At 35.6% G+C, this 20038-nt stretch carries 11 protein-coding genes; all 11 read right to left on the minus strand.

What is annotated here, in order from left to right; genetic code table 11:
• Window positions 1-193: 193 nt before the first annotated feature.
• Window positions 194-1813, minus strand: a complete 1620-nt coding sequence (locus RT261_RS16040; RefSeq protein WP_313133980.1) for a glycoside hydrolase family 13 protein — start codon at window positions 1811-1813, stop codon at window positions 194-196.
• A gap of 183 nt (window positions 1814-1996) precedes the next feature.
• Entirely contained in the window at window positions 1997-3952 is a 1956-nt protein-coding gene (locus RT261_RS16045) for an amylo-alpha-1,6-glucosidase (RefSeq protein ID WP_313133982.1), read from the minus strand.
• A 189-nt stretch (window positions 3953-4141) separates the two neighbouring features.
• Window positions 4142-5872, minus strand: coding sequence for an alpha-amylase family glycosyl hydrolase (locus tag RT261_RS16050; protein ID WP_313133984.1), 1731 nt, complete (start codon window positions 5870-5872; stop codon window positions 4142-4144).
• A 93-nt stretch (window positions 5873-5965) separates the two neighbouring features.
• The gene (pulA, locus tag RT261_RS16055; RefSeq protein ID WP_313133985.1) at window positions 5966-8797 is read right to left on the minus strand and encodes a type I pullulanase; all 2832 of its coding nucleotides are present in this window, start codon (window positions 8795-8797) and stop codon (window positions 5966-5968) included.
• 45 nt (window positions 8798-8842) lie between these two features.
• Window positions 8843-9721 carry a sugar ABC transporter permease gene (locus tag RT261_RS16060; protein WP_313133986.1) on the minus strand — a complete coding sequence of 293 codons (879 nt, stop codon included), beginning with the start codon at window positions 9719-9721 and terminating at the stop codon, window positions 8843-8845.
• Window positions 9721-11115 (minus strand): carbohydrate ABC transporter permease, encoded by a 1395-nt coding sequence (locus tag RT261_RS16065; protein ID WP_313133988.1) that lies wholly within the window; start codon window positions 11113-11115, stop codon window positions 9721-9723. The genes RT261_RS16060 and RT261_RS16065 overlap by 1 nt, the downstream gene beginning before the upstream one ends.
• A gap of 242 nt (window positions 11116-11357) precedes the next feature.
• On the minus strand, window positions 11358-12653 hold the full coding sequence (locus RT261_RS16070) for an extracellular solute-binding protein (protein ID WP_313133990.1): 1296 nt from the start codon (window positions 12651-12653) through the stop codon (window positions 11358-11360).
• Between the two features lie 180 nt (window positions 12654-12833).
• Complete coding sequence (locus RT261_RS16075; protein WP_313133992.1) at window positions 12834-15083, minus strand: glycogen/starch/alpha-glucan phosphorylase; 2250 nt, start codon at window positions 15081-15083, stop codon at window positions 12834-12836.
• Between the two features lie 24 nt (window positions 15084-15107).
• Window positions 15108-16559 (minus strand): 4-alpha-glucanotransferase, encoded by a 1452-nt coding sequence (gene malQ, locus RT261_RS16080; protein WP_313133993.1) that lies wholly within the window; start codon window positions 16557-16559, stop codon window positions 15108-15110.
• Window positions 16560-16733: 174 nt separating this feature from the next.
• Window positions 16734-18485 (minus strand): glycoside hydrolase family 13 protein, encoded by a 1752-nt coding sequence (locus RT261_RS16085; protein WP_313133995.1) that lies wholly within the window; start codon window positions 18483-18485, stop codon window positions 16734-16736.
• 150 nt (window positions 18486-18635) lie between these two features.
• Entirely contained in the window at window positions 18636-19631 is a 996-nt protein-coding gene (locus tag RT261_RS16090; RefSeq protein ID WP_313133997.1) for a LacI family DNA-binding transcriptional regulator, read from the minus strand.
• Window positions 19632-20038: the final 407 nt, after the last annotated feature.

Below are 20038 nucleotides of genomic sequence, written 5' to 3' on the forward strand. Positions count from 1 at the left end.
TGCGGATTTTAATCCCGGTACCAAGATCATGAACATTGCGTTTCTGATATATAAATCCTTTCATTAAGAGAGCTTAATAAGAAGAGGACCTTACAATATTATCATTCAATACGAAAAGGCGAAGAATCTCATATTAATTGAGATTTTCGCCTTTTGGAATCTTATACCTGTTAACGATTATGTCTTTCGTCTTTTAAACTATCCTATACATAATCCCTTCATAAGGTCTTAATCTGCCCGGTAAACTGGAACCGTAATTAGATATCAGAACCTCTTTCTTATCTTCGTATTCCTTAGACAGGTTATATTCCACTTCATCTGCATTAAAATTGCAAACTACTACTATTTGTGTATCTTTTAATGTTCTAACATATGCAAATATATTTTTATCCTCAGGAAGCAACATTTCAAAATCCCCATATACAATTACTTCATTATTCTTTCTTATTTCTATTAATTTCTTATAATAATTATATATAGAGTCCGGATTATTTACCTGTTCTTCTGCATTTATCTCAGTAAAGTTTGGGTTTACCTCTATCCAGGGTGTACCGGTTGTAAATCCACCATTTATCTCATCACTCCATTGCATGGGAGTTCTGGCATTATCTCTGCCCTTGGCATATATGGATTCCATGATTTCCTCACGGGTATATCCTTTTTTTAACCGGTCCTTATACATATTAAGAGTTTCAATATCTTTATATTGATTGATATCTTTAAACTTAATATTGGTCATGCCCAATTCCTCACCCTGATAGATATAAGGGGTTCCCTTAAGCCCATGCAGAAGCGTTGCCAGCATTTTAGCACTTTCTATCCTGTATTCTCTGTCATTTCCCCATCTTGATACAATTCTAGGTACATCATGGTTGTTCCAGAACAAACTATTCCATCCGTCCTCATTAAAACAGGTCTGCCATTTATTGAAAACCTGTTTCAGGGAAATTAAGTTAAGAGGCTGCAAATCCCATTTCTCTTTTCCCGGAATCTGATCCAGTCCAATATGCTCGAATTGAAATACCATACTTAATTCACTGCCGTCGGGATTAGAGTACATCTTTGCTATTTCAGGAGTTGCACCCCAACATTCACCTACTGTTAATAAATCCTTATCACCAAAGGTATTCTTGTTCATTTCCCGAATATATTCATGGAGCATTGGACCGTTACCGGTAATTTTTTCATCCGGAACTTTACCAAGAAGCTCAATAACATCCATTCGAAAGCCGCCGATGCCTTTGTCAATCCAGAAATTCATACACTTCCAAATTTCTTCTCTAACTTTAGTGTTCTCCCAATTTAAATCTGGCTGCCTTTTACTAAATAAATGCAAATAGTATTGTCCCGTTCCTTCATCCCATTCCCATGCACTGCCGGAGAAAGTAGAGCCTAAATCATTGGGTTCATGACCATCAGCCGGATCTCTCCATATATAATAGTCTCTGTACGGATTATCTTTTGATTTCCTTGACTCAATAAACCATTTATGCTCATCTGAAGTATGGTTGGCAACCAAGTCCATAAGAATTTTTATATCTCTTTCATTTGCTTCCTTCAAAAGAAGTTCCATATCTTCTAAAGTACCAAATTCATCCATGATATCCTCATAATCGCTGATATCATAGCCGTTATCATCATTTGGAGACTTAAAAACAGGACTTAACCAAATCACATCAATTCCTAGATTCTTAAGATAATCTAATTTTTCTATAATGCCTTGCAGATCACCTATTCCATCCCCATTGCTGTCATTAAAACTTCTTGGATATATCTGATATACAACTGAATTGTGCCACCATTTTTTTACCATGTTATCCACCTCTCGTCTCTCTTTTCTTTGCTTTTATCTACAACCTATGCAACTTATACGAACTTTGCCTGATTCCAACGGAATCTAACCCAACGGGATCTATACCCAATGGGATTTACACTCACTACGATACTGTGTGCTTAACTTTGGCAGGCCAAACCCTTGTGTTAAGGATAACACAGGCTAAATTTCTGTTTTAAGCTTCTCAACTTTAGCAAAAACTCTTAATAACTCGCTTACACTCCAGGCTTGTGCAAAGCACCCCTGAGAAATCGTCGGATTTTCTCCGTCATATATTTCTGCAATCTGTCCGATACAGCCTTCCCTCATACAAGGTTCTAAAGCTTCCAGTTGTTCTTTTACCCTCTTTACAGCTTCCGGCCTTTCATCATTTACTTTAAGATAAGCCAAATAATAAGCACCTAAAGGAAATGCCCATACCGTTCCCTGATGATATGCCATATCACGGTTAAAGTGTGAACCTCCATAAATGGCTTTAAAGTCCTTGTCATTTTTACTTAAGCTGCGAAGTCCATACGGCGTATATAAGGTTTCATATACCTTACTGACAACCATCCTCTCCTTTTCTCTATCCAATAGGGAAAAAGGCTGGGATACTGCCCATATTTGGTTACAACGGATTTGGTTGTCCCCTTCTTCTCCCGATACTAAATCCCTTAAACATTGCTCTGATTCATTCCAGAATTTATCGGAAAAGCTGGCCTTTACTAACTCTGCAAGTTCTTCATACTGACTGTCTTCTCTGCCCAATAATCTGGCAAACAGGCCCATAATTTTTAAGTCATTATACCAATAGGCATTGATTTCAACAGGTTTTCCATGCCTTGGAGTCGGTAAAATATCTTCAAACCGCACATCCATCCAGGTCACCTGTTCCAAGCCGCTTCCTGCCAAAATTAAACCGTCTGTATCCATTTTAATATGATAATCCGTGCCTTGCTTGTACCATTTTATAATATCTTCCATAATGGCATATGCTTCCTGCACAAAGGCCAGATCATTACTTTCCAAATAATACTCATATACAGCACCTATAAAAAGAAGTGAGGCATCTACTGTGTTATACAAAGGATCATTGCCGCCTTCCGGAAACATATTCGGCATTAAGCCTTTTTTACAATACTGCATAAAAGTACGGAATATACTTTTGGCTTCCTCATACCGTTTTGTAGAAATACAGCAGCCTACCATGGATATCATAGTATCTCTTCCCCAATCAGCAAAGAATGGGTATCCCGCCATAAGGGTTTTTCCTTTGGTGGAGTCTCTGTTAACCAAAAATTGATCCGCACTTTTTACTAATTGTTTTCCTATTTCGTTTTTTATTTCGGACTGCTTTACAAGGCTTGTCAGTCTATTCGTTTCATTTTCCATCATCTGCTCTATGGTAGAAGTAATAGAATCTATACTATATATAATATCTAATACTTTTTCCTCATAAGCAGTTATGGTTGCGGAAATATTATGATTGGACGCAGTCACACCGATTGCTTCCCGTCCGTCTCTTGCATCGTAGCCATAATATAAATCTTTTGTATATTCTGTATTAGAAGTGGTAACTTTGCCATTGGTTTGATAATTTAACTTAATTCCATTACTGATTACAGCATTTTCTTTATGTTCAAATATTTGATTTGGACTTAAAGTATCACCTTTAGGAATAAATTGAAGCTGTGGTGTGATTGTTAATTTAACTTCCCGGTTCATGTCATTATGAATCACATAGCGTATACCAATTGTATTCTCGCCATAAGCCATTAAGACAGTCTTCTTAATCTCAATTCCTTCTACCTGATACATCCAAACGGGATAATGTTCAAACATAAATTGATTTAAATATCTATATCCCAATTGGTTTTTAGCATGATTTACATATTCCTGACTGGACAAAACAAATCTCTCTTTATCCAATTCAACTACTTCATCCATTCTTGTAATTAAATGAAACCTGTGATTGGGTGCTACCGTACAAGCCATCAGCAATGCATGATCATTACGGCTGTTAGAACCAATCATTGTTAAAGAGGAATAACCGCCTAATCCATTTGTTATCAGATAGCAATTTTCCTGTCCTCTATCTAATGTCTTCCAATCATTTTTTCCATATAGAAATCTCATCTTTTACACCTATTGTCTATCATATCTGCTACAGATTTGATACTGCCACTAAGATTTTGGTTGAATGAATCATATCGTGGCATTTATCCTATAATTTATTTTCATTCAACCTTTCAAACATGCTGATGGGGCACTTCCTCCCGTATTGTTCCTGCCTTTTGCAGCAACACTGAATTTTTTCTTGTACTTTTATTTCAATATAACGATTGAATACTTAGGCATTGATACCACACCATCTGACATTGTAACTGCATTCCCATTCACTGATAAGTATCCTCTGATATTGAAATCTGTAATCCCTGCATCTTTTAATGAAATGTTGACTGGTTCTGAATTAATGTTATAAAGAATCACAATTTCACTGCCTTCATACAGCTTTTTAATTGCACTGATATCCTTAGTGCATAATTCTTTAATTACGCTTATATCTCCTCTTGCAATCTCCGGGTTCTCATTACGTATTCTCACTGCCCTCTTATAGTAGTTATAAAGTGACAACGGATCTTTTATTTGCTCGTCTACCGGTGGAAACTTCTGTTCTACCGGATCTGCATTGTCTGGTGGAGTAGTAATTCCCTGGGTATCTGTAACTGACCACTGCATAGGCAGTCGTTTATTCTCATCTTTGGTACCCATACTATTCATACCAATCTCTTCACCATAATAGACATACGGGCTGCCATTCATAGTTAATAACATACCTGCCGACATTTTCATTTGCTCTTCATCATTGACACATTGAGCAGATATTCTTGTGGTATCATGGTTACTAATAAAAGGGGCATCAATAAATGCTGGATTACCCCCACTATACTTCTCATATAAACTAAGCAAAGTTTTAGCAAAGCTTTTACCGGAGGAAGCACCTAACTTTCTGGCGGTGTTTGTAATTAATCCATTATGCTGGGAAAGAGGGAAGTTAAATAAACTTGGAATTCCGCTTTCATAATAAGCTGCTATAGCCGCCTCTTCCTCCCAGACTTCCGCAACAATATAGGCATCCTCTTTCACACTTTTTACATAGTCCGTAAACCACTTAAGGACTTCAATATTTCTTTCTTTTTCACCGGAATAATACTCTTTTGCTGCATCCAGGCGGAATCCATCCACACCAAGGTCAATCCAGAATTTAGCGATATCCTCAATTTCTTTTCTGACATTTTCATTTTCCAGTACCAAATCCGGCATCTGGTCCCAAAAAACACCCTCATAATACCAATCTGAGGTTCCTGCCTTATAATATGTCTTACTGCCATTGTAATCTTTCGTAAAATGATAGTATCCCACATAAGGGCACTTTTCTAAATCCGGTTCCTCTCCCTCTTTTAAACTTTCCAGATAAGAGACAGCTTCTATAAACCAGGGATGTTTTGACGAAGTGTGATTGAATACAAAGTCAATAATCAAATGAATGCCCCGTTTATGACACTCTGAAACCAAATTTTTAAAATCCTCTAATGTTCCATACTGAGGATCAATATCGTAATAGTCCGTTACATCATATTTGTGATATGTGGTGGAAGGCATAACCGGCATTAACCAAATCCCGTTAAAGCCCAGATCTGAGTCCGTTGCATCATTACCATCATTAATATAGTCTAATTTGGATATAACACCGTTAATGTCTCCAATGCCGTCACCGTTGCTGTCATAAAAAGAGTAAACGAATATTTCATAAAAATTACGGTAGTTATCATCGATTATATTTAAATCCTGTACGTAATCATAAGGGGCAACCGCCGCCTCAGTTTCATACTGAGACATTTCCCCTTCCGGTGTGATTTTACCCTTCTCTTCCTTTTCCTTTTGGCTTTCTTCCTGACTTAAGTCAGAGGAATTATTTATTTCAGCCTTTTTACACCCATTTGCTGCCAACAGGACAATGATAAGACAGCCTATTAATAAAATTCTCTTCCTCATACCAAACCTCCATACTACTAATGCCTGCGAATTAATGCAAATTTTTTATAAAAAGAAGTACTGAAATGAGAGCTTTACAGTACTTCTTTCTACTTATTTTGTTTTCTTTTTTCTCATCAACAGGAATGCTGCCGCTATTACCGCTGCTACAGTCAGTCCGATTGTTACAAACATAATCACTTTATTGTTTTGTCCAGCTTTAGACGTAGAAGTATTTGCTTCCTGTGTCTGGTCATTATCAGAGGTATCCCCCGGAGCATCTGCTTTCTTATCCTCCTGTACCAATACCATTGTGGATATAGGCTCTACCGTAATAGTTCCTCCCTTTACGGTCTCAAGAACTTCTGTTCCTGCCTGCTGGCCTTTTACATAAACATTCCAATCTCCCTCAGGTATTGTAATAGTGGAAGTTTCTTTATTTGCATTATAGATAACACATAATGACTTTGCTGTTTCGCCATTGGGGGAATTATCTATAGTATAACCAACTACATTAGGCTCCAGGCCTTCTAGAAATTGGAGATTATCCTGAATATCTGCTGTTTTTGTCATTCGAAGAGCACTATGGGCTTTTCGAAATGCAATGAGACCCTTATAATAGTTAAATACTTCTTTATTCTTAGTTAACGTATCCCATTTTAAACTATTTACAGAATCCGGTGAGTTGTAACTGTTATCAACAAAGGAAGTACCATCATCGGAAGGTTTACTTCTTAAGAACTCTTCACCTGCCTGGAAGAATGGAATACCTTGGGAGGTCAGTACTATAGCACCGGATAAAAGATTCATTTTAACCCGGTCTTCCTCTGAATCCGTTTCATTGGATATGGCTAGTTTATCCCAAAGGGTATTATTATCATGAGCAGATGCATAATTAATTGTCTGGGTTGGTTCTTTTGCCCACCAGGTATCAGAATAGTTAACTAAATTATAATCAATCTGGCTGTTTTCCGTAGATGCCACTACACCAAATTTAATTGTCTCTTCCATTCCTGCTTTACCATTCACAAATCCCTGTTCTGTATCCTCAAATACACTACCTTTAATACCATCCCTGAGATCATCACTAAAGGCTCCGATATAAGCATCAAGAGAAAATGCATTGGCTTTTAATGCCTTCTCTTCATCAGGTAAAGGTGAATCACCTCCGGTCCAGCCTTCTCCGTATATCACTATGGCAGGATCCACTTCATTCAAGGCTTTTCTAACTTCGTTCATAGTTTCAATATCATGAATACCCATTAAATCAAAGCGAAAACCATCAACATGATATTCCTTCGCCCAATATACTACCGAGTCAACAATGTATTTACGCACCATGGCACGCTCGGAAGCAGTTTCATTGCCACAAGCAGAAGCATTTGAAAAGGTACCGTCTTCATTCATTCTATAGTAATAATTCGGAACCACCTTATTTAAGTTAGAATCGGCACTAGATGAGGTATGATTATAAACCACATCCATAATTACACGCATTTCATTTTTATGTAAGGATTGAACCATCTGTTTATATTCATTAATCCTTACTTCACCATGCTCCGGATTTGTAGAATAGGAACCTTCTGGTACATTATAGTTCTCTGGGTCGTATCCCCAGTTGAATTGATTATCTTCCGGTTTTGCTTCATCCACACTGGCATAATCAAAAGAAGGAAGCAAATGTACATGGGTAATACCTAGGTCAACCAGGTAATCCATACCTGTTTTTTCCCCAGTGGAGGATTTAGTACCCATTTCTGTGAATGCTAAATATTTTCCCTTGTTCTTCATCCCTGAACTTTTATCGATGGAAAAATCTCTGATATGCAATTCGTAAATAATAGAATCCGTGGGACTGGCCAATGCTGGTTTCTCATCCTCTAAGAATCCATCTGGATTGGTAGAGTCTAAGTCAATAACCATTCCCCGCTTTCCATTTACGCCTGCTGCTCTGGCATAAGGATCTACTGCTTCTTTCGTCACACCATCTACCGTAACGGAATAGGTATAATAAACGCCATCTAAATCTCCTGGTTTCTCAGTAACCCAAGTCCCTTTTACGTCTTTGGTCATTGCTATATTTTCAATATTATTATCTCCTGACCCCTCAGAGTATAAATTAAGTACTACATCTGAGGCAGTTGGAGCCCAAAGACGAAATGCCGTCTTGTCTTTAGACCAGATTGCTCCAAGGTCATCTCCTTCATAAGTGAAGGCTTCTTCAAATTCAGCAGTTGAGAATACCTTGGTATTAGAAATAGACATTTCACCATACCCCTCAAATACCAGTGTGTAATTTTTTAACAAATCCAGCTCAGTAGACATGGTAACCCTTACCTCTACTGCTTCTTTTCCTTTTTCTGATGAAATCTTATCAATGGCATAGGTCTTGCCATCAGCATCTTTTACTGTTATTTTTGATTTAATATCCGCTGCTGTACTGTCAAAAGCAGTGGATACTTTAAAGTTAATTGTAGTAGAATTTTCAATTGCTGCTGCTTTAATTTTGGGTGCCAAACTCATATCCTCCTGGGTATAGCCAAATTCTGTCTCGTCCTGAACAACATAAATGTCAATTATGCCATTCTCTGCTTTTTTAATATCTATAAATCTGTCACCCTCCACATCTTTCATATCCCACTCATTAGTACTGGTAGAATGACGTACAATAAATCCAACCTGAGTAGTGTCATCTTCAACAGCCAGGGTATAGGCTGCTACCTTACCAAACTCATCTTCTCCTGTAAATTCGTAGGCAGCACCCTCTTTGCCCTCAAGCCAGGACCAGATATTCCAGCCCTCATAGTCTTCGCTGGATCGGTGATAATGGACATTAATTGTCAACTCCTGTGCTGCCTTTACAAGGTAAGCCGGCTGGTACGATCCCATTATTGTAAAAGCCATAAGGATAATTGCTGTGAATAGTGCTTTAATTCTTTTATGCATTTAAAACCCCCCTCTACTCTGCTAATTGCTGCAAGCCAATCAGATTTAACCCTTCACCGCACCTGATACACCTTCTACATAGAATCTTTGTATTATTAAGAAAAGAATTGCAATTGGAATAGATATCAATACACAGCCTGCAAAGAACTGGGTATAATAATATTCAACAAACTCTTTCTCTAACATGGTCCATAAGCCAATGGCAATGGTATAGTATTGTCTGTCCTGACCAAGGATAACTTTTGCAAAAATGTAATCTACCCAAGGTGCCATAAAGGAATTTAAAATAGTTATAACAATAATTGGCTTTGATAAAGGTATTGTAATTTTACGGAATACATCCCATTTCGTTGCTCCATCAATATATGCAGCTTCATCAATGGTTTTGGGTATGGTATCAAAAAAGCCTTTTGCAACCAGGAAACCTAACCCTGCACCACCTGAATATACCATGACCAGTGCTACTAATTTAAGAGGTCCCGCTTCCAGCATACCAAATCCTTTTAATATAAAGTAAATCGCATACATGGACATAAATCCAGGGAACATTCCTAAAATCATAGCAATATTTAAAAACTTCTTACGCATCTTAAATCTTAATCTTGACATAACATAAGAAACACATAATACAAAGAATGCAGAAAATATGCAGGTAAAGATCGCTACAATTAGAGTATTGATAAACCATCTTCCAAATGTTAAACTGCTTGCCGCGTCAAAAAGTTTTTTGTAATTATCCAGTGTATAAGCTCTGGGGAAAATATAACTTTTATATTGGCCGCCTTCTGCACGTAATGAAGTTAATATTACAAAGAAGATAGGTAAAACCCATATAAATCCAAGAACAGCTAAAAATACATGGACAATGGAGTTCGTGATAAATTGTCTCACTCTCATAGAAGTTTTAGTTTTTTGTCTCTTCATTATTGGAATGCCTCCTCATCTTTATAAGAACCTGTATGACGATAGGTTAATAATGTTAATGTAGCCATTATTATAAATACCAAAATACTGATAACGGCACCAAGGTTGTAGTCTTTATTTGTAAGTGTTAGTTTATATAACCAGGTAACTAACAAATCTGTTTTTCCAGCGTAATAGTAATCAATTGCTTCAGGACCGCCGCCTGACAATAAGAATATAACGTTAAAGTTATTAATATTACCAGCAAAAGAGGTAATCAAAGTTGGTGTAGTAACAAATAACATGTAAGGTAACGTAATTTTAAAATAAGTAACAAAAGCATTCGCACCATCTACTTTTGCTGCTTCATACAATTCTTTTGGTATGTTTTGTAAAATGCCTGTGGTGGTTAACATAGTAAATGGTACACCAATCCAAATATTAATACAGATAATTGTTATCTTAGCCAATGTGGGATCTGTAAAAAATGGTATGGACTGAGTCGCACCGATTACTCCAATATTACGGAGCATAACATTAACAGGCCCATTGGCATTAAAAATTGTTCTCATAGTAAGTAAGGATACAAATTGAGGCACCGCAATGGATAATACAAAGAGAAATCTCCAGAACACTTTAAATCTTGTACCTTTACGATTAATCAACATAGCTAATAACATTCCTAAAATGTAGCAGGAAAATGTCGCAAAAATTGCCCAAATAAACGTCCAGCTAAGAACTGGCCAAAATGTACTGGATAATTTACTTCCTTTTGTAAACATGGCTATAAAATTATCTAGACCTACCCAGTCAAATAAATTACCCGGTGGCTGATGATTTCTATCATAACTTGTAAATGCAATTAAAGCCATAAATACCAGTGGAATTATAGTAAAGAATAATATCCCTATAATTGGGGTAAATAATAAAGTCTTGTGAAGATTTTGCTCTAATAAAGAGCTTAAATCATCTTTAAATGTGGGAATAGGTTTTCCCTGTTCTACTCTTTTCTGATTGTCATATGCATTCTTTACAGAAGTTCTTAAAAACAAAATAAAGCCAAGAGTTAGAAATATGGTGATAACACCATATAGCAGGCACAACATGGAATTATCTCCTGTTACATACTCGTAAATCTGCTTCGCTTCATTAAAAACCTCCTCCTGTACTTTAGTTCCTAATGTTATAAAGTTTTTAATTGAATCTAAACCAAAACTTATCATGTAATAAATATAAGAAATTTCCACGGACAGCATAATTATTCCGCGGATAATCTGTTTATGAAGAAGATTGCCTAAACCAAATATTACTGCAGACAGTTTAGTAATTCCATTTCCTTGCATAAAAGCAGTTCCAAATCCTACATCCCGTATTGAAGTATTCATTTTAGAACTCTTTTTCTTTTTGCCAGCCATAATCCAACTCCTTTTCTTAAGATAGAAGGTGGGAGCTGCAAACTATTTGCAGCCTCCCATTTACAATATATTCCTTCGAGGCAGTCAGCGCAGATATTCCACTTGCCTACAGGCGAGTTTATCCGCTTACGCCACTTGCTTATAACCTCATTGCCACTATGTGGAACAATTAAGTCAATTTCCCTGATGAGGTTAAATCATTATTGTAAATTTCATTCTATTCTATATAATCCTATACTGTTTTATTCTACCTTTAATGTAGAAACAAAAGTATCTAATTTTTGTTGTACATTATTTTTATTTAATTCACCACTTCTGATTTCAGTAGCAATACCACCTGCATTTGCCCAGTATCTTGAACTGAATTCTGCAGATGTAGGCTGCAGTATAGATGCAGTATTAGCTTCTTCTACGATAACTCTGGCCACTTCGTCTGCCTGAACTGCTTCTGATCCCTCAGCTTTAAGGTTTGTTGGAACCTGACCGGTTTCTTCAAAACGCTGTAACTGCATTTCTTCACTTCCAAGATATGCTGCAAAAGCTACTGCTACAGCAGGATTAGCTGCATGAGAGTTAACACCGATTGCTTTTGTACCGTAGAAACCTTTTAACTGATAATCATTTCCGTCTGGGTTAAATGTAGGAATTACTGCTAAACCTAAATCATCCCCTAAAGCTTCTTTGTATAAATTATAGTTCCATGAACCATCAAACCAAGCACCAATTCTATGATCTGCTGCTAATTCAGATAAGGAAATCTCACCATCATAAGCTGTTTTCTTATTACTAATTAAATCTATTAAGTAATTTGTTACAGAAACACCTGTTTCATTGTTCCAGTTTGCACCTGCTGCAAAATCAGTCTGGCTTTCCCCATAGATTGTTAAACCGGCACCATAATACCAAGCACCTAATTTCCAGCCACCTGCTGATTCAAAATAGAAATTATATACATTGTCAGGAGTTTCTTTTGCCATAATGCTTTCAACTGATTTAATATCATTTTCATTTAAAAGTGATTTATCATAGTACATAAAGAATGTATTATGTGTAAAAGGAATTGCATAAATAGCATCATCTACTTTTACTGTATTAACAACGGATTCTGCCATAGTTGATTTAACCATTTCTTCTGCAGAACCGCCAAGTCTTGCAATTGCACCTGCATTTACAAGTTCGTTTACCTGATCGTTAGCAAAGAAGAATACATCCCCTGCTGCTCCAACATCTTTTAAGATTTCATCTTTTGCTGTATCTTCACCCTGTGTTTCAACAGTAAATGTAATATTCCATTCCGGATGTAATGCCTGGAAGGATTTTGTCATGGAATCCATTGTTCCATCCTTGATTTGGTTTTCAGGTGCCCAAACCTTTAAAGTAACATCCTCTGCTTTTGTAGGTTCTTTCGCTTCACCAGGAGTCTCTGTTCCTTCTGTTTTGTTGTTATCTGTTGATGGGGTTTCTGTTTTTTTACCACAACCAACTAAAGATGCTACTAATGTGGTAACCATAATTAGACCAAAAAGTTTCTTTTTCATAAATTTACCTCTCCTTTAAATTTTTTATTATTTGAGAATGACATTAGTCACCAAAACTTATATCATAAAATGCTCAAAACAAATATGTTCCTTACAAAACCTGTTTCACATATAGTACATTCTTTATAACAGGTTTTAGACATAAATGTTTTTACATTTTACTTCATTAAATAAGACTGCTTATACCTTCCATATATCCTGATTGTACTCTAAAATAGTTCTGTCAGAAGAGAAGAAGCCTGCTTTGCTGATGTTCTCTAACATCATTTTTGACCATTTTTCTCTGTCTTCATAATCTGCTATTATCTCTTCTTTTTTCTGCATGTACTCTTTAATATCTAACAGAGTCATAAACCAGTCTTTATTGATTAACTCATTGTACAGGCGTTCTAAATTCTCTTTTTTACCGATTTTCATTAAGGTATCGCTTACAATAAAATCAACCATTTGATGGATTTCTTTATCCTTATTGTAGTAATCTTTAGAAACATAATCCCTGTTTTCATAATGTGCAATTACTTCTTCACTGGACTCACCAAAGATGTAAATATTATCTTCACCAACTAATTCTGCAATCTCTACGTTTGCTCCATCCATAGTGCCCAGTGTAATAGCACCGTTAAGCATAAATTTCATATTGCCGGTACCACTGGCTTCCTTAGAAGCTAATGAAATCTGTTCTGATATATCACATGCAGGAATTAATTTTTCAGCTAATGTTACGTTATAATTTTCTACCATAACTACTTTAAGATACGGATTTACCTCTGCATCATTATTGATCAATTCCTGAAGACATAAGATCAAATGGATAATGTCTTTCGCAATGGTATAAGCAGGGGCTGCTTTTGCTCCGAATATAAATGTAATTGGTGTTGTAGGTATTTTGCCACTCTTAACTTCAAGATATTTATGAATAATATATAAAGCATTCATTTGTTGTCTCTTATATTCATGCAAGCGTTTAATCTGAATATCAAAGATGGAATTTTCGTCAATTTCAATGCCCTGAGTCTTAAACAAATACTCTTTTAGTGCCACTTTATTTTTATGCTTAATATCAAGTAAGGTATTTAAAACATTAGCATCTTCTTTAAAATCTAACAGTTTTTCCAGTTGGTCAGCATCTTTTTTAAAGCCATCTCCGATTAATTCTGCTAAAAAGGAAGCTAAAGGATAATTACAATGCAATAACCAACGACGGAATGTAATTCCATTGGTTTTATTATTGAATTTTTCAGGATAAATCTTATAAAAATTATTTAACTCGTTTTGTTTCAAGATATCCGTATGAAGTGCTGCAACACCATTAACACTAAAGCCATAATGTATATCAATATGTGCCATATGCACTCTTTCCTGTTTATCAATAATTGCTACCGTAGGATCCTCAAATTTTCTTCTTACTTTATCATCTAACACTTCGATAATAGGAAGTAAGTGAGGCACTACTTTTTTCAGATATTTAACAGGCCATTTTTCCAAAGCTTCTGATAAAATAGTATGGTTCGTATAAGCACAGGTCTTAGAAACAATATCAATTGCCTCATCCATTTCAATGCCCCTCTCCATAAGCAGGCGGATTAATTCTGGTATTACCATAGTCGGATGAGTGTCATTAATCTGAATTACTGCATAATCATATAAATCATGGAGATTACTTCCCTTTTGGATACATTCTTCTAAAATCATCTGTGCAGCGTTGCTTACCATAAAATATTGCTGATAAATTCTCAAAAGTTCACCTTTTTCATCACTGTCATCCGGATATAAAAATAAAGTAAGGTTTTTTTCAATATCTGCTTTTTCAAAGGAGATACCTTCTTTTACTATAGATTCATCAACGGTTTCTATATCAAATAAATGCAGCCAATTGGTGCGATTCTCATAACCTGTAACGGCTATATCATAAAGCTTTGATTTAACTGTAAAATCCTTGAATTTTACTGTATAAGACTTATCTCTTTTTATAAGCCAGCTATCATCTGTAATCCAGGGATTCATAGTTTCCTTTTGAAGATTTTCTTCAAATACCTGTCGGAATAATCCAAAATGATAGTTTAACCCAATACCATCCCCATTAAGCCCAAGGGAAGCAATGGAATCCAGAAAACATGCTGCTAACCTTCCAAGTCCCCCATTTCCAAGTGAGGGTTCCAGTTCCACATTCTCAACTTCGGTTATGGATTTACCGTTTTGTTTTAATTCTTCTCTAATCTCATCATATATTCCTAAATTTATTAGATTATTGGATAATAATTTACCGATTAAAAATTCTGCTGAAATATAATAAACCTTTTTATTTGTATCTTTCTTATATTTTTTTTCAGCCATTTCTTTTGTCATTTCCAATAGGCCAAAATATATTTCTTCGTTACTGCATTCCTTAAGAGTTTTATTATATTTTTTTTGTAATATCTCTGCTAACATTATTGCTCCTTCCTTATGCCACAATTACCGTCTGCTGGTGGTAACGAAATCCTTTAAATTATCGATTTCTTTTTTAAACTTTCTAAAACTGTCTAACTTCCATTCCCAATTGGGTGAGCCAAGTGTACCTGGAGTGTTAATCCTAGCTTCATCCCCTAAATTTATTAAATCCTGTAATGGCAGGATTGCCATTTCTGCAATACTATCTAACGTTAGTCTTACAAATCGTTTGGAAATGATTCTATCGTCATAACCGGACTTCTTTAGAGATTTTCTAATCCCGTCCCGCGTCTTTTTATCCTGCGATAAATACCAGCCTCTTATGGTTTGATTGTCATGACTTCCTGTGTAAATAACCATGTTTTCAACATCTTCAAAATTATTATTATTTTCATTTGGATCAAATGTAAATTGAACAATTTTCATTCCCTTTAATCCATAATGATTTTTAAGCACATGAACTTCTTCTCTTAAATCTCCTAAATCTTCTGCGATAATCTCAACTTCCGGTAATTTCTTGCCGATTAAGTCAAACACTTCATACCCGGGGGCTTCTAACCATTCACCTTCAACAGCAGTTTCACAGGTAGCAGGTATTTTCCAGTAAGTATCAAAAGCACGGAAATGATCGATGCGGATAATATCAAACAATTTACTGCTATATGCAATTCTGTCTAACCAAAACTGATAACCTTGTTTCTTTAAATAATCCCAGTTATAGATTGGATTTCCCCATCTTTGACCGGTGGCACTAAAATAATCTGGAGGAACCCCTGCAATAAATGTGGGTCTTCCGTCTGCTCCAAGTAAAAAGCACTCCTGATTTGCCCATACATCTAAAGAATCAATTCCTACGTAGAACGGAATATCCCCCATAATTCGAATGCCGTTCTGATTGGCGTAAATCTTTACTTTCATCCATTGTTTGTAGAAGATATACTGGACAAACATTTCATAACGTATTTCTTCTTCATATACAGCTACGTCAAACTCTCTTGTTTTTATCCATTCCTTCTCTGCTTTATCCCATTCATTCCAACACCTTAAATCATTTTTCTTTTTTAGTGTAAGAAATACAGCATAAAGATACACCCATTCCTGTTTTATAAAGTCTTTATAATCCCCATCCTCTGTAAAATTAAGAAAAGCTTCTTTTAAATAATTTTCTTTAAAATTTCTTACTTTTTCATAATCAACAGCTTTACTATTCTTCTGAAAACCAGCCGGCCTTTTCGTTAATAAACCATCCTTATATAGTTCATCAAGACTTATATAGATCTCATCACCTGCAAATGAGGAGTATGGCTGGTAAGGTGAGTTACCATATCCCAGGGGATTAAGGGGTAATATCTGCCATATGTGAAAACCGCCTGCTTTTAATAAATCAATCAATTCAAAACTATATGAGCCCATATCACCAATTCCATGATTTGATGGTAAGGATGATAAAGGTAATAATATTCCTGCTTCTCTCATAAATCTTTTTTCCTCCAAACTTGCCAGTGTAACTAAAAATGAATCTAATATGAATATAATAATCGTACATTACTATCTGCTCTGCTCAGAAATTGTATACACGCCTGCTTGCCAGTGTTGTATCTCGCTTTTTTAGAAATGCAAGCTTGCTTCCGATTTCTCACTACACTTTCTTTATATCTGCTGAATAAAAACCCCTTTTGGTTGTAAAATAGTCCCTGCATGTAATAGGCTAAATAATTCATTACCTTTCCTTTGAAGAACAATACTATCTTCAGAACAATTTAAAATGATTTCAACCTGTTTATGATCTTCGTCCGTTTTTATATAGTGAATCACTCTTGGGTTGTTCTTATCCTCTATAAAATGAAAATGTCTGCTTTTAAAAGCCTTATTTGTTTTTCTTAAATGAATCAGCGCTTTTATGATTTCAATCCGATCTCTATAAAGCCCTTCATCTATATCTTCCCACGGCATACATCTACGGCAGTCTGGATCATAGCTTCCTTCCATTGCAAGTTCTGTTCCATAATAAATACATGGACTACCCGGCATTGTAAACATTAAAGCCAACTGTTGGTAAAAAACATGAATATCTTTCACCTTATCTATCAGTCTATTGGTATCATGGGAATCCAATAAGTTGAATAAAACATCATTGGTCTGCTGCATATACATGGTAAAATTATGATTAATGGCACATTCAAAATCATAGTTGGTTTTCTCCGGGTATACCCAAAAATCTGCTATGGAGGTGGCTAACGGATAATTCATAACTCCATCAAATTCATCCCCCTGCAGCCAGGTAATTGCATCGTGCCAGATCTCACCTAATATATAAAAATCCGGTTTTAACTCTTTGGTTAATCTTCGTAAATCCTTGCAGAATCTGTGGGATACTTCATTGGCTACGTCAAGTCTAAGTCCATCTATATCAAAGTTTTTCACCCAGTATTCTACAACCTCCAGCAAATACTTAATGACTTCAGGGTTATTGGTATTTAACTTTGGCATTCTGGAAGTAAATGCAAAGGAATAAAAGGAACCATCCTTTGTATTATGCTCTTCTTTGTTAAAAGGCCATTTGTTAATCATAAACCAGTTAAAATATTTGGAATCAGGTCCCTTCTCTAAAACATCCTGCCATGGAGCAAACTGATTACCACTATGATTAAATACACCGTCAAGCATAATACGAATACCCTTTTCATGAGCCGCATCCACCAAGTTTTTAAATACGGCTTCATCACCAAAATGTGGATCAATCTTCATATAGTCTTTAGTATCGTATTTATGACTGGTATTTGCTTCAAAAATAGGTGTGAGATATATTCCGTTTATCCCCACATCTGCCAAATAATCCAATCGGTCTATGATTCCCTGTAAATCCCCGCCATAAAACTCTTCGTTGCTCACAGTATGAAATCCCCATGGTTTCACATTCTCCGGATCATTCTCTTTGTCTCCGTTATTAAAACGTTCTGGAAAGATCTGATACCATACGGTATCATTCACCCAGTCAGGTGTTTTATTAACATCAATGCTATTCATCCATGGAAATGTAAAATAAGCCAGGCTTTTTCCCTGATGATTCATTTCCGCTTCTGTATAGAATCCATCTTCAAAATAATAATAAGAAGTATTTTTAGCCACTAGTTTAAAGTAGTATTTGCACCTTTTAAACTTAGGCTTTACTGTTGTTGTCCACCAGATGTGATGTGTCAGGTTCTTTTTATAAATTAACTCTTCTTCCACACCATTCCAACTCCAATTACCACCTAAGATCCCATTTTCAAATGGATCACCATAATATATAAACACCCTCTCTATATCATGACCCGTTTTTATATTAATAATAAGATCCTCTTCATTTAACGGATAACAATAATTATCTGAGGTTCTGTGGTAAACCGCTTCAAATTTCATAAGTAGCTCCAATCCTGTTGTATAATAAATGAACTAGTTAAAATCAAGTTATTCTATCAAGTTGTTTTAAAAAATTTATGACATAAAATTAATACAAGCCAAGGAAAACGGTTTCCTTGAATGGATAAAAAATTATATTGACATTACCCTTTATTTTTGAATAACATCCATATAATCAATTGTACATACCTCATAAGGTATTTCTGTATGCTGTCCCTTTTCTCCGTCAAGCAGCTTCTTTAATTCATCAAAGGCCTGTTTGGATTTTAAGTTAAAGTTCTGTTTCACTGTATTCATGGCTATCTTGGTATATCCCATTAACCGAATTCCATCAAAGCCACAAACTGGCCTGTAAATATCCATTTCTGTAAGAGCAAACACTGATCCAATTGCCATTAAATCCGATGCGCAAACAATTGCATTTGACTTTTTTCCATGTTTTAAAGTAATTTCTCTAGCTTTATATTCGTTAAAATCACCGTATTTTACAATAAGTTCAAAACCAAACTCTTCCTCCAGCTTCTTCATGGCATCCAGACGTCTATTGGTAATATAACCGCCTGCTCCCCCTGCTATATATAATACTCTGTCAATGTAGGAATTCTCCTGCAAAGTTTTTTTAGCCACCTCATATTGGGCAGAATAATGATCAAGAGATACAGAGGACGTCCTGTCATTTGTAATAGGAGAATCTACTAAGACACAGTTAAATTCTTGTTTCTCTATTATTTTATATAAATTCTTATTCTCTATGGATAAGTTGTATATAATTAAGCAATTAATCCTCTGAGATTTTAGATAGGCTGTTACTTGCTTATAATTCATCTCATCAAACTGGGAACTGAAGAAAGTTACCACTTCAATATGATATTCTTTTGCTTTTTCAAAGGCACCTGTTAAATACTGCATGCTGATTTCATCTACAAATTGGCTGTTATGACGGATATCAACAATTAAACCCACCCTATTAAATGCTTTTTTAGACAGGGATACCGCTACTGAATTTGGAACATATCCCAGTTCTTCCACTGCCTTTTCAACTTTTAATCTAGTTTCATCACTTACTAATGAATAGTTGTTTAAAACCTTAGATACTGTTGATTTTGCTACTCCTGCTTTTTTTGCTACATCATTTATCGATACCATCAAATTGCCTCCTGCGGAAAACGGTTTCCTTACATATTACTATACAACCCATTTTTATCTTTGTCAATACGATTCTAAAAAGTTTATATTTTAGCAATTATATTCCTTTATTTTTTGGTTATTTCTTATAATGGGTGATATAATAAAAATTTGGGTTATTAACGAAAGTACGCTTTGCCTAATATAGGTTAACTAGACCATAGAGAGTAGGGGATGTTATATATTGCTTGTTCCATATAGAAATTCGATGGTTCTAATACGATAGTAATCGCTTAAAACATATTTAAAAATTGAGAACTCCTCGGCTATGCCCCGTAAATAATAGGTGCAAGTAGCACCTATTATTCAACATCTCAATTTTTAAATATTGGCGCGATTCCTATCGCATAAGAACCATTAGCGAATTT

The sequence above is a fragment of the Anaerocolumna sp. genome (genome assembly GCF_032079385.1).
Taxonomy (GTDB): domain Bacteria; phylum Bacillota; class Clostridia; order Lachnospirales; family Lachnospiraceae; genus Anaerocolumna.

Excerpts from the sequence above, each read along its gene's own strand:
- pulA (WP_313133985.1), bottom strand. The coding sequence starts at position 8,797 with ATGCATAAAAGAATTAAAGCACTATTCACAGCAATTATCCTTATGGCT.
- RT261_RS16085 (WP_313133995.1), bottom strand. The coding sequence starts at position 18,485 with ATGAAATTTGAAGCGGTTTACCACAGAACCTCAGATAATTATTGTTAT.
- RT261_RS16075 (WP_313133992.1), bottom strand. The coding sequence starts at position 15,083 with ATGTTAGCAGAGATATTACAAAAAAAATATAATAAAACTCTTAAGGAA.
- RT261_RS16050 (WP_313133984.1), bottom strand. The coding sequence starts at position 5,872 with ATGAGGAAGAGAATTTTATTAATAGGCTGTCTTATCATTGTCCTGTTG.
- RT261_RS16065 (WP_313133988.1), bottom strand. The coding sequence starts at position 11,115 with ATGGCTGGCAAAAAGAAAAAGAGTTCTAAAATGAATACTTCAATACGG.
- RT261_RS16045 (WP_313133982.1), bottom strand. The coding sequence starts at position 3,952 with ATGAGATTTCTATATGGAAAAAATGATTGGAAGACATTAGATAGAGGA.
- RT261_RS16060 (WP_313133986.1), bottom strand. The coding sequence starts at position 9,721 with ATGAAGAGACAAAAAACTAAAACTTCTATGAGAGTGAGACAATTTATC.
- malQ (WP_313133993.1), bottom strand. The coding sequence starts at position 16,559 with ATGAGAGAAGCAGGAATATTATTACCTTTATCATCCTTACCATCAAAT.
- RT261_RS16070 (WP_313133990.1), bottom strand. The coding sequence starts at position 12,653 with ATGAAAAAGAAACTTTTTGGTCTAATTATGGTTACCACATTAGTAGCA.
- RT261_RS16040 (WP_313133980.1), bottom strand. The coding sequence starts at position 1,813 with ATGGTAAAAAAATGGTGGCACAATTCAGTTGTATATCAGATATATCCA.
- RT261_RS16090 (WP_313133997.1), bottom strand. The coding sequence starts at position 19,631 with ATGGTATCGATAAATGATGTAGCAAAAAAAGCAGGAGTAGCAAAATCA.